The organism is Calothrix sp. FACHB-168 (genome assembly GCF_963889195.1).
GTDB lineage: Bacteria > Cyanobacteriota > Cyanobacteriia > Cyanobacteriales > Nostocaceae > Aulosira > Aulosira anomala_A.
Genome location: NZ_CAWPNJ010000021.1, coordinates 25747 through 37874 on the forward strand (window position 1 = coordinate 25747; position 12128 = coordinate 37874).

Sequence of the window (12128 nt, forward strand, 5' to 3'; positions counted from 1 at the left end):
GGGAGGGGATTGAGGGGTGGGGTAAAAAACTTGTGGGGTAAGCATTTAAACTTAAGTTGACACCAATGGGTTACCCCGCCCCTATAATTTGGCATAATTTACAGCATATTTCAGGTAAATGAGGTATGCGCTTGGGGGCATGGCAGTGCCAGTGCCCCTACAATCAACAATCATCTGTACATCACCAGATGACAATGTGCTGTATTTTTTGGAGTTACCTAAGACCCCTTCGTCTACAAGTAGTAGATTTTCAGTGGAGGTTTAAATCTCCAATTGAAAATGTCTTTCACGCGCAAATACTTCGAGTGAGCTTCAGTACAAGTTTTGAGTTTTGAATTGTTAAGCGGATGTTGGGTTGAGGCTTTGCGAAACCCAATCTACATCTAGAATACTACTAGCTTGTCTAAACATTAGGAGTTTATTGCTGTTCTTCTTCAAAAAACCAAGCTTCCGCTAAAAGTGTAAAACCAACCAGCCAAAGTAATAAGAAAATCGCAACTAGAATTATTCCTGTCATGGCTAATAACTCCCCCGATTTAATTTCAGTACAGAGTTATATACAAGTTAGCGAGATTTTTATAAACTAATGGCAACTTGCAACAAAGATTGACAATATAGTTATGAGTCAATAGTCAATAGTCAATAGTCAATAGTCAATAGTCAATAGTTATTGGTCAATAGTTGAGAATTTCTTAACTATTGACCAATAACTAACTTAATTAGATAGTAATTGAGCGTTGAAGGCTTTAGTAATGCGATCGCGTGAAAGTTCCAAGTGCGCTACTGTGGAAATATCCAGGTTTTCGCTCCTTTGCTGGAGGTGCTTGTCAATGGCTGTTTGCAGTTGGCGCAATTCATACCAAGCCAATGTTCTACCATCTTCAGTGGCGTGAGTATGTTGTAACATCATTTCTAGCAAAATATTTAGGTGTTCCCGTTGTAAGGAACGGCGAATACTGGAAATTGGCTGTGGTTTGTCTGGTGTGAAAATTTCTGTCCAAATACCTTTTTGTAAGGTATCAAACAGTTCGGGGATGGTTAAAGCTTCTCCTGGTGGTGTTTTTAATTCTATATCTTGTAGGCGATTCAAGCGATCGCTGCTCAATAGCGATCGCAATATTCGACTTTGGAAGCGAAAAATGCGATCGTGTAGGGGATAATCTAAGCGATCGTTAGAGATGGGATTACCCCAATGTTGCCAGCGTGACGGTGCTAGCTGATTTAATAATTGGGGTGAAAACTTCAAAGCATCTGCTGCAAATACATAATTTTGCAAATTTGTCAACGCTTGACGCTGTTTTTCTAGGGAAACTGGGACAAAAGCCCAAGATGTATCATTTCCAGCATGAACCCGGCGGAAGGATTGCCCGCCAATATATTGAGAAACTAAAGTAGCATTGCGAAAATAGTATCTGAAGACTCGATTAAATAAAACGCGCAAATTGCTATAGCTTTCTCCTTTGGGGAGATAACGCCGATCCAAGCGTTCCCACATTAAGCGGGCATTATCCATTTGCCATTGAGAATACATTAATACATCGCTGCTCATATCCCAGAGATTTGCTAGGGGGTTGATATCCCAAATATCTTCATCCGTAGCGTAAGATAATTCTGGCTGGGGCGATGCTAAAGCTATCTGTTCTAAAAAGCTTTGTTCTGCTTCTGGCTGGGGGCTTCTTTTATAACCATATTCTATAGCCCATTCATCATAAGGGCCGACAACCCCAGGAAAATAATCTCCTTGCTGTTCTCCTTGGGGGGCGATGTTGACGGGTAAATAATCCATCACCGAACCGACTAAACCCTTGGTGTGGGTAATTTCTATGTTATTTAATTCTTGGGGCGCTAACATGGTGCTGCCATGAAAATTATGGCGTAAACCCAAAGTATGTCCAACTTCATGGGCAATGACAGAACGCAAGTATTGATGTACATATTCTCGCATCGCTTCGCTATTGGGTGTATTATTCTGCAACAGCGATAACGCCAACGCCCCCATAGCTGCTTGATCTAGAGAATCTTTGCCATAGCAGATTTCAGAAGAAGGCACAACATTTAAGGGAGATGCTAGAACTAGAGAATTCTTCCCTTCTGCCTCCTGCCTTCTGCCTCCTGCCTTCTCCCCTATATCTCCACATGGGTTTTGACTAGCATTTCCATCCATTAAGGTGAGATATTCTTGTTGAATGGAACGTACCATACCTGCATCAACAATAATATCTGCATCTAATATTTCCCCGGTGAAGGGGTTAACGCGCATCGGCCCTTTGGCGAAACCTGCATCCAGGGAATTGAACCAGCGAATAGTATTGTAACGCACATCTGCGGGGTGCCAATCAGCATCATCTGGCATTTGTCGTACTTCAAGAGCATTGCTAAATCCCGCTTTAGCAAAGGCTTTATTCCACATCAGCACGCCTTCACGAATGGCGTCGCGGTATTCTAATGGTACGGCGTTTTCAATCCAAAATACAATCGGCTGTTTGGGTGGCGATAAAGGTGCAGTTGGATCGGTTGGTTCTAGATGCCAACGATTGATGTAACGTACAAATAGTTCTGAATGGCGATCGCTCGAAAAATCTTGGAATGCTGTAATAAAATATCCCACTCTGTCATCAGCAATTCTGGGGGTATAACCGTTATGTTCTTGTAGTTGAGAAAAGCTATAGTGGACTTTTAACGAAAGTGCCCGACTATCAGGTAAGGTAACTAAATTTGACCCTTCATATGAGTAAAATCCGTAAATAGAATCTATTTCCAGATTTTCGGGGAAGTTTTTAACATCATCAAAATAAGACTTACTTAGATCTAAACGATAATCTGCTTGTAGAGAGTATTTTAATAGGGGTGTTAAACCGGGTAAATCCTGCATCAGTAAACGATCTAACCGAATCAAGATATTTTTACTATGGGGATCGATAGTATCTATTTCCATAGCATAGAGAACTGAATCGCTAAAAGAACGAGCAAGCGATCGCTGTTCTGGTTCGCCTGGATCTGTGCGGAATTTGACATTGCGGATGACAAAGTGCAAATTATTATTGACGCGCCGAAAATAAAACAGAAAATCGGACAGAGGTAATCCGCTATAAATTCCACTCTCCCCCAATCCCGATTCTAATGTTACTGTCGCTAAGTAATTTTTATTAAGTTGTTCTGGTGTCAATTCTAAATAAATACTACCATCTTCATGATGACGATAGAGGGTAAACAGTCCCGGTAATTTCTCAGTTACTCTGACTATCTCCCGAAATAGCCGCAAATCTTCCTTTCTATTGTCAATAAACATATTGTCCCATACCGGATATGTAGACAGTTGGGACACATCAATATTTGCAAGTTGGTTGGCGACTGCGTAATTAGTTCCTATTAACCAGCTATAAATTAACCAGACACAGATGAATAATTTCCCAATCCAGTATTTCATTTAGTTTTCCAGATGAAGCGATTCTCTTGTTGAGGAAAAAGGTGGATTCATGCGTCATCAGCCAACTTTGCTAAGTAATTCCCCAATCTAAATTGCACATATACCCTCAGTAAATCCACTACAGTCAGACAAACTATAGTTTGTCGGGGAATAAATTATCCATTTATAAGATGAAATTAATTTTATCGCAACTTTTTATGTCTTTAGGTAGAGAGGTTTTCATACTAAAGATATAGGTTTTTTAAAGTTATATTTTGTATTTAAGAGCAAAAATAGCGCATAAATTGTATTTATAAATACATTTAAGCGTTGGCGCAGAAAATCTGAGCATTAGTAGCGATCGCTCAAACATATCTGCATTTGGGGAGAGTAATTAAAAAAATAATCCGATAGATTGTAAGGGCATGGCATTGCCATGCCCTCTTGAATATATAGAATGGGTTGAGGATTTGTGAACTCTTACATCTAGGGTTGTTGATAGTCAACAGTCAACAGTCATCAGTCATCAGTCATCAGTCAACAGTCATCAGTCATCAGTCATCAGTCAACAGTCAACAGTCAACAGTCATCAGATTATTGCTATTTCTTGTCTTTGACAAAGAATTAAGCCAAACCATTGCTGAGAATCTGTCCAAGTTTTTAATGTCTTCATTCCTTGAACTTGTAGTTGTTGTTGCATATCAAATAAATCAAACTTGCGAGAAATTTCTGTGAGAATGCTTTCACCAGCCGCAAACCCAACATTTAAATTGAGAGTTTCTAAGGTAACATCATGACTCCCTTGACAATGGAGATACATTTCAATTTGTGTATCTACTACATTATAAATCGCTTGATGTCGAAATAAATTCAAGTCAAAATTACCTTGAAACCGCCAATTTAAATGTGAAAGCATATTCAAATTAAAAGCTGCTGTTACTCCTTGGCTGTCATTATAAGCGGCTTCTAAAATGTCTTTGGGTTTTTGTAAATCAATACCGATTAAAAAGTAATCTCCTGGTTTTAAAGCGTCAGCAATTTGCTTAAAGAACTGCTCAGACTCTTGTGGTGTAAAATTTCCTAGAGAACTTCCTAAGAAGAAAACCAGACGCGATCGCCGCCAGGGATGTGCAGCTAGATGAGCTAAGGCTTGTTCGTAAGTTCCCAGCAATCCCTGAATAAAAAATTCTGGATATGCTTGTTGTAATTCTAAAAGGCTATTTTTGAGAATTCCCCCACTAATATCAATGGGAAAATAACGACAATCATCTGATATTTGCCGATAAGCATCCAATAATAGGCGCGTTTTTGTTGAACTACCGCTACCTAATTCTACGAGTTCGCAGTTACCTGTAATTTCAGCAATTTCCGCAGCATATTGACTCAAAATTGCTGCTTCTGTGCGGGTGGGATAATATTCTGGTAACTGACAAATTTCTTCAAATAATTGCGAACCCCGATCGTCGTAGAAATATTTAGCAGGTAAGGTTTTGGGAGTCTGGCTTAATCCTTGGATGATATCTTCACCATCATTATTTAAATCTTGATAGTGATTATCCAGAATTAATAACGGATCTATTACCATGTTCTCTTCTCTTTTATTTGCTATGGGGTGCTATAAAATTTTGGGATGAATGGATGAGAAAATGCTTAAGGCAGGATATGTAAATGCCATGAACAAACTGAGAAATTTTAAGCTGAGAAATCTTGGGCAATTCTCAAACCAGAGTGCTGATAAAAGTAAGGACGGAACCAGTTACGATAGGTTGGTAACGCCATTGAACCGTTAGTAGCCCAAGAACTACCAAGCAGCATCTGATGTTTGCCATCAAAGAAAGGTGCAGATTGATCGAGATACAGGGGATGGGGTTGAAATCCTGGTAAAGGGTTGAGAGTATCGCTTAACCATTCCCAAACATTTCCGCGTAAGTCATGAATTCCCGCACTGTTAGCTGGTGGGAACATGTTGACGGGACTGGGGGAGATGTATTTTAAATTTAGATTACGATCGCAATTCAAGCGATCGCTTTCCGAATAAATTAAAGCTTGATTCCATTCAGCTTCGCTCATCAAGCGAATATTTTCACCTTTCCACCGACAAAATGCGATCGCTTCGTAATAGTTGACTTCTACAGGCCAATCTAAGGGTAAGTCAATTTCCTCAAATACAGTGCGATAGCGATAACCATCGGCACTAGATAGCCAAAATTTCGGGTGTTGGACGTTGTAGAGTTGCTTCCAGTTACTAGCTTCACTATTCCAATATTCTGGAGTTTCATAACCCCCATCTTGGACAAACTCCAAAAATTCACCATTGCTGATGAGGTACTTACTCGCCAAAAATGGTTTTACTTCCACAGTGCGATCGCCATATTCGCTATCCCAACCAAAAGTATCATCATCCTGGGGTTTTCCTAATTTCACCACACCACCAGGAATCAAACGCATTTCATTCTCTGGAATATCTCCATTACTAGGTGCGTAATCCCAATCTGAAGGACGTTGGAGACAATCAACAGGTAATTGACGCAGCAACATCGAAGAGGTTTCAAAGTGAACCCGGCTATGTTCTATCCCCATCAACAACGCCCAAAACGGGTGCTGTTGGTGAATTGGGAGATTGAGAGGCGTATTTGCAATCATATTCGCGATCGCATCTTTGGCTTGTTCTCGATATTGCCAAACTTTTTCCACCTCCGGCCAGCTAATATGTTGCATAGCCGCATCAAGTTCTGCTGGTGTTTCTGGATCTACTCCCACCTCAAATAAAGCTTCAAAATCTGCATTAATCCGCTTTTCCAGTAACCCGACGCAGATTAATTTATTGATATAAAAAACAGGTGAGTGTCCAAGATAAAAAATCAGACGGTTTCTTAAAGGATCGGGACTGAGGTAAAAAATGTCATCACTCACCAGAGATTTCATTAATTTTTCCTCAAGTTCCCAAGCATTTTCAAAATACTTGAGTAGGGTTTGCGAACTGCAATCATTAAGTATGGGGACGCGATTCGATAGCTGTTTTTTTATCGTAGAAACTCTACTCATGGTGATTGTTTAGAAAATTTACGACTCAAATTGTGCCATTTACAGTGTTTTTGTGAGAAAACAGTGTTTTTAGACACAATTTTTCTGATGTGGTTATGATCGGGCAATTCTCTAAATTTGTAAACTAGCTGAAGAAGAGAGTTGATGGTTGACCGTTGACTGTTGACGGTTGACAGTTGACTAATTATACAAATTTTAATAATTTTTGCGGCACATCAATATATTCTAGAGGGCATGGCAATGCCCATACATGTCAACTTAAGTTCAAACGCTTACCCCAAAAGTCTTTTACCCCTCCCCTAACCCCTCCCCGTAAACGGGGAGGGGAAGTTTTGGCTTTAGACAAAACTGGGGTGGGGTAACGCCGATCTTGATGGTAAACGATTTGATGCCAAATCAATTCCTGATAAGGGTTTCACGTTAAGTTGACACCAATGGGTATTGCCATTCCCCTACAGTCGTATTCTTTTTTCAAATTGGTATGACAAATGACAATTGTACAGACGCGATTCATCGCGTCTCTGACCAATGACAAATGACCATTAAAAAAATATTTGACACTATAAACCAAGCTTGCTATAATCCTGGCGATACGGAACCAACTATGTTAAGCATGTTATACGGAAACTAAAAACCGCTTGCTGTAAGGCAAGCGGTTTTTATATTTTGGTCACAACTTGATAATTAAACCAGCTTCAAGTCGGGATACTCAGCCAATAAATCATCAGAAGTGAGAGTATCGCCTTCAGCTTGGGGAGTCCAAAGCACTTCGATAGCGAGAATTTGCTCGCTAGGAATACCGCCAATTTGACGCAAAGCTTGACGCAAATCCTCAGTACCGTTGAGTGCGGGAATTCCATACTTACCCAGAGTCGCCACCAACAAGGTGACGATAATATATTCACCAGGGCCAGAGGTAATTAAATCGGTAGGATTTTCGGGATTGTGGCTACCTGGTAGCGCTTCTTTCGCCAGTGCAGCTTTGAGTTGGTTATTAACGTTAGATAGGGTTTCTTCGCTAAATTTGCTGCGTTCCGCTAAAGAGAGACGGTTAAATTGAGCCTCAGCAGAATTTAATTTAGCTTGCTGTGTACCACCACCAACATATACCCAATATTCTGGATGGCGCAGCAAAGCGAGGCTGGTTTCTTGTAAAATCTCGGCTCTTCCCTGTGGGGAGTTGGTATCAGCAGTTTCGGCAATGCGATCTAATTCTGGTTGTAAATCGCGCGCTTGAGCTAATAAACCCACTTGTAAACGAGTGACAGATACATTAGGGTTGCTGCTGTAGCCTTCTTCGGTGACAGTTTCGCCACCAGTAACACGGCGGAAGGTTTGGAATAAGAAATTAGCGATCGCAATAAAGATTAAGATGCTAAACAACCCGCCAAATCCGCCACCAATTCCCCAAAAAGGAATTAGGAAAGGAAATCCAAAGCCACCACCACCGGGATAATATCCACCACCAGGAGGTGCGTAAGTGCGAGGTGTGTAAGTGCGACTAGAAGGTACTCTAAAGGAACCACCACCGATGCGTCCGCCGCTACGAGCCGCTAATGCGTTATCAGCGTGACCAAGTGCTAAAGTTAACACCAGGCTGAGGATAAAGACAGTTTTTAACAGTGGTTTAATGGCTAGTTTTAGTTTTTGATGCATAATACAGTCACTTGAAAAACATTATTGGTGATGATTTCTCCCAAAGCTGTGCTTGAGAGTCATGCTTGGTCACTAACGCTGCTCCCGTAGCAAGCAAGCGAATTTTTGATTAGCAGTAGCTCTCTGTGACTGATATCTGAGTCGGCTACATATTTAATGTACCGCGTCTGATTTGGCCAAAACAGCACGCTTAGGGGGGATTTCTTGAGTAGATTACCGTACCTTAAATCTTTTCGCGATCGCCGGAATTTTGGGATCAATTAATCATTAGGGGCTAGGAAGGAAGACAATTGTAGAGACGCGATTCATCGCGTCTGTGCCCAATGCCCAATGCCCAATGCCCAATGCTCCATGCCCCATTTTGGCATTTTGGCATTATTTTCCCATTTTTCAGGATAGGCTAAGGATAGAAACTCTCTTTAGCAATGACCACAGTAGTCTATGAAAAATTGATTTAGCCGGCAGTACTGGATTTTTATGCTTGTTAATCAGGTAGACAAATTTTATGTGGTGAGAAATTGCCCAAAAACTTAACTTAACAATATTTAAAACGAAAATTTGCCAAATACTGTTTTCAAATCTGGCTGAAATTTTTATACTCCAATCGCTAAAACAAGGATTGAGAATGATGTTGCTACAGCCTATGTATTACAAAACGTCAACTTTTAGTATAAATCTTATTAAAATGTCCAAAATAAATACTGATACTTAAATCTAAGCCTAAAAAAATCTTAAAATAACGGGATTTTGCAGGTTAGCTGTTGGCGCGGATGACAAAACCGGAGAAAATTATATACAGTTCTGATAAATTTCTTCTGGAAATTACAGAAACAAATTTTTAGTCAAAATTCAGTGTGACTGTCTCTCGGTTACAGAGACCCAGACTACTAGTAACTACAAAAGCAAGTTAGCCTTGTCAGCAATTCCCCTGAACAGCAAAGTTATTGCTTGTCTCTAAACAAATTGTGGAGAGTAAGAAATGGCTAAAGTCAAGAACAGCAGAAAATAGACCTTGATTGCTTAACCAAAATGAATCATCTCAAGACTTAACATTTATTGGCGGTATAGTTAGAAAATATACTATGGAACATATTTCACAACTTGGGGCAAATGTTAGAGAAACAACTGCACTGCCCGATATTCTGGTAATATCTCGCAGTTTCTTGCCAAAAGAGACTGTATTGAGTGAATATATTTATAGTCGCTGCCTGCAAGATCCAGAACGGGTAATAGTTCTAGCTGCCAGTTGTTCAGGCGATAAAGTATTTGACCAAACGCAAAAATTCCCTATATATCGCTGGCCAAGTCCGAGAAATTGGAGTTTTTTACATCCTTTATTCAACCTTATATATTCATTTGTATTAGCCATCAAGCTCTATTTTCGCTATCACTATCGCTACATTGAATGGGGTCACGGCTATGAATTTCCATCGCTTTTACTGTTAAGCTATTTTTTGCCAATTCGCTTTTTTATCTATCTTCACGGTAATGATATTGTTTGTGGCTTACGCAATCCCTTATGGCGATCGCTCTTTAAATTAACTCTCAAACGGGCTGAAGGTATCGTTTGTAATAGTTCGTTTACGAAAGATTACTTAAGTACAAAGCTGCGACTCAAAACCCCTACCCACGTTATTAACCCCAGCGTGAGAGCAGAAAAATTTACTCAACTCGCAAATCCCAGTAATTTGAGTGAGTTACGCGCAGATGTGCGCCAGATGTACAACATTCCTGAAACAGCAATAGTCATTTTATCGGTGGGACAGCTGGTCAAAAATAAAAGTTTTAATCGCGTGATTGATAACTTACCCTTGCTGCTGACTATTGGGGTAGATGTACATTATATAATCTGCGGTCAAGGCCCTTGTGAAGCAGAACTGAAATCCCTTGCCCAACGCTTACGAGTAGATCAGAGAGTACATTTTGTAGCAGATGTGAGCGATCGCGAATTAGCTGGTTATTATGCCGCCTGTGATATATTTGCCATGCTCAATCTTTTGGATACTCACACTAGGAATATAGAAGGTTTTGGTATTGTCTACCTAGAGGCGAGTTACTTTGGCAAACCCGTAATCGCCTCTCGTTTAGGTAGCGTCATCGATACTATTCAGCATGAAGAAAATGGTATCTTAGTTAACCCCAAATCTGGCTATGAAGTTTTTCAAGCCTTCACGCGCTTATGCCAAGACCAAGCACTAAGAGAAAAACTCGGTCGTAAAGGTAAAGAACTAGCCCAGCGTAAGACCTTTCACCGTTCATTATACAGGCTGGAGGAATTGTAGAGACGCGATTCATCGCGTCTCTCATCTCGATTGATGATTCATCGCGTCTGTGATCTCGATTGACGATTCATCGCGTCTGTGATCTCGATTGACGATTCATCGCCTCTTTCTTCAGCCTCCACCGACAATTGTGACAACTTCCAAGCGATCGCCTTGTTGTACTTTTGTTTCTGTCCAAAACTGGCGGTGTAAAATCTCACCGTTATATTCGACTGCTACCAAACGCGGATTAAAGCCTAGTTGTTGCAGAAGTTCGGGTAATGGCGTTTGGGATGAACATCTGTGGTTTTCTCCATTGACTTGGAGTGTAATTTCATTCGACATCAGCTTTCACAAATTCATCAGCAATTGAGAAGGTAGAAAAAATTCTGAGTAGCAAAAGCTACTACTCAGAAAGTTTAAATTTTGAATTTTGAATACTTCGACAGGCTCAGTACAAGTTTTGAATTTTGAATTATTCAAGGTTCTGGTTGTATCCGATGTAATTGGGAAAGCAAATATTGTGCCACCAGGGTAGGTTGTTCTGCTTGCATGAGCGATCGCACTACAGCTACACGTTCTGCGCCTGCATCAATTACATCATTGATATTATTTGCATCTATGCCGCCAATCGCAAACCAGGGAATCGAGCAGTTTCTAGCCGCATAGCTGACATATTCTAAGCCAGCCGCCGGTTTACCTGCTTTTGTTGGTGTTTCATACACTGGCCCCACACCAATATAATCAGCACCTTCTGCAATTGCCCTTTGCATTTCTTCCAAATTTGTGGTAGAACGACCAATAATCCTCTGGGAACCGAGTAACTGTCTTGCAAGGTCAATAGGCATATCTTGCTGTCCTAGATGCACCCCATCGGCATCTACAGCTAAAGCTAAGTCTACACGGTCATTGATAATAAACAGCGCGCCGTAGAGGTGACATAACTGTCGCAGTTTTTTCGCTTGTTCGAGACGAATAGTATCATCGCCAGTTTTGTCACGGTATTGTAACAAAGTCAATCCACCTTTGAGCGCAGCTTCCACCGTTGTCAATAAATTTTCTGACGGTGAGGTAACCAAATACAAACGCGATCGCCACAGCAGTTGATGGCGTTGATGACCTAATAAATTACTTTCTAGGGTATACATTTGATACCGCATCTGCTTAAAGGTTTTACCCATCTGGGGATGATGCAGTTTACCGTATTCTTCCAGCACCCGCATTGCTTCTTGCACGCGACAAAAGTTAGCTTGCAATAAAGCTTTGATACTAGTACGTTGTTCCTCTTGGGGATGGCTTAACTCAGTTCCAGCGTCACCTGGAGTATCCCGCGCCGCCCGGAGTTCCGCCGTATGCCAATGGGCTATCTCTTGCCGCAGCCGCTTGCATTCGCTGGTAAACTGAGAATTGTTTAACCCAAAGCGACACCATTCTTCAATAATTCGCAAACCCTCACGAGCGCGATCTAAATTAGCATCTAATATGCGGTAGACAACTTGCTGCGTCTGCTGCGTTTGGCTGTATGGCTCGACCATTTCAACAACCCCATTCCTGCTGTCATCAAACGATGTCAAATCAACTATTCTAGTAAGCTTCATTTATTAAATTGGTATTTTTACTAGAAATTTACTATGCACTCAAAAACATAAGAGTAGCAAGGATTCTATCAAATTAGCAGATATACGGGTCGGTTCAGATAAAAGTAGTTTAAGATTACAGCCTACCAAAGACAGATACAAAAAATGGGCAAAAGAAACACA

General features: G+C 40.8%; 7 protein-coding genes. 1 reads left to right on the forward strand and 6 read right to left on the reverse strand.

The window, feature by feature from the left end; translation table 11 throughout:
* Nucleotides 1-715: 715 nt before the first annotated feature.
* The 4 genes from AACW45_RS13460 to AACW45_RS13475 all read right to left on the reverse strand — a co-directional run bounded on the left by AACW45_RS13460 (nt 716) and on the right by AACW45_RS13475 (nt 8107).
* Nucleotides 716-3427, reverse strand: coding sequence for a zinc-dependent metalloprotease (locus AACW45_RS13460; RefSeq protein WP_190633113.1), 2712 nt, complete (start codon nt 3425-3427; stop codon nt 716-718).
* Nucleotides 3428-3995: 568 nt separating this feature from the next.
* Nucleotides 3996-4991 carry an L-histidine N(alpha)-methyltransferase gene (gene egtD, locus AACW45_RS13465; protein ID WP_190633114.1) on the reverse strand — a complete coding sequence of 332 codons (996 nt, stop codon included), beginning with the start codon at nt 4989-4991 and terminating at the stop codon, nt 3996-3998.
* A gap of 107 nt (nt 4992-5098) precedes the next feature.
* Nucleotides 5099-6451 carry a 5-histidylcysteine sulfoxide synthase gene (ovoA, locus tag AACW45_RS13470; RefSeq protein WP_190633115.1) on the reverse strand — a complete coding sequence of 451 codons (1353 nt, stop codon included), beginning with the start codon at nt 6449-6451 and terminating at the stop codon, nt 5099-5101.
* 684 nt (nt 6452-7135) lie between these two features.
* Nucleotides 7136-8107 carry a DUF1517 domain-containing protein gene (locus AACW45_RS13475; protein ID WP_190633116.1) on the reverse strand — a complete coding sequence of 324 codons (972 nt, stop codon included), beginning with the start codon at nt 8105-8107 and terminating at the stop codon, nt 7136-7138.
* Between the two features lie 1082 nt (nt 8108-9189).
* On the opposite strand from AACW45_RS13475, the gene AACW45_RS13480 reads away from it, so the two are divergent.
* Nucleotides 9190-10389, forward strand: a complete 1200-nt coding sequence (locus AACW45_RS13480; RefSeq protein ID WP_190633117.1) for a glycosyltransferase family 4 protein — start codon at nt 9190-9192, stop codon at nt 10387-10389.
* 111 nt (nt 10390-10500) lie between these two features.
* Here AACW45_RS13480 and thiS read toward each other — a convergent pair whose 3' ends face one another.
* Together thiS and AACW45_RS13490 are read right to left on the reverse strand one after the other, a co-directional pair.
* Nucleotides 10501-10713 carry a sulfur carrier protein ThiS gene (gene thiS / locus AACW45_RS13485; protein WP_096603092.1) on the reverse strand — a complete coding sequence of 71 codons (213 nt, stop codon included), beginning with the start codon at nt 10711-10713 and terminating at the stop codon, nt 10501-10503.
* A 134-nt stretch (nt 10714-10847) separates the two neighbouring features.
* Entirely contained in the window at nt 10848-11903 is a 1056-nt protein-coding gene (locus AACW45_RS13490) for a thiamine phosphate synthase (RefSeq protein ID WP_190633118.1), read from the reverse strand.
* Between the last annotated feature and the right edge of the window lie 225 nt (nt 11904-12128).

Excerpts from the sequence above, each read along its gene's own strand:
- ovoA (WP_190633115.1), bottom strand. The coding sequence starts at position 6,451 with ATGAGTAGAGTTTCTACGATAAAAAAACAGCTATCGAATCGCGTCCCC.
- AACW45_RS13480 (WP_190633117.1), top strand. The coding sequence starts at position 9,190 with ATGGAACATATTTCACAACTTGGGGCAAATGTTAGAGAAACAACTGCA.
- egtD (WP_190633114.1), bottom strand. The coding sequence starts at position 4,991 with ATGGTAATAGATCCGTTATTAATTCTGGATAATCACTATCAAGATTTA.
- AACW45_RS13475 (WP_190633116.1), bottom strand. The coding sequence starts at position 8,107 with ATGCATCAAAAACTAAAACTAGCCATTAAACCACTGTTAAAAACTGTC.
- AACW45_RS13460 (WP_190633113.1), bottom strand. The coding sequence starts at position 3,427 with ATGAAATACTGGATTGGGAAATTATTCATCTGTGTCTGGTTAATTTAT.
- AACW45_RS13490 (WP_190633118.1), bottom strand. The coding sequence starts at position 11,903 with ATGGTCGAGCCATACAGCCAAACGCAGCAGACGCAGCAAGTTGTCTAC.
- thiS (WP_096603092.1), bottom strand. The coding sequence starts at position 10,713 with ATGTCGAATGAAATTACACTCCAAGTCAATGGAGAAAACCACAGATGT.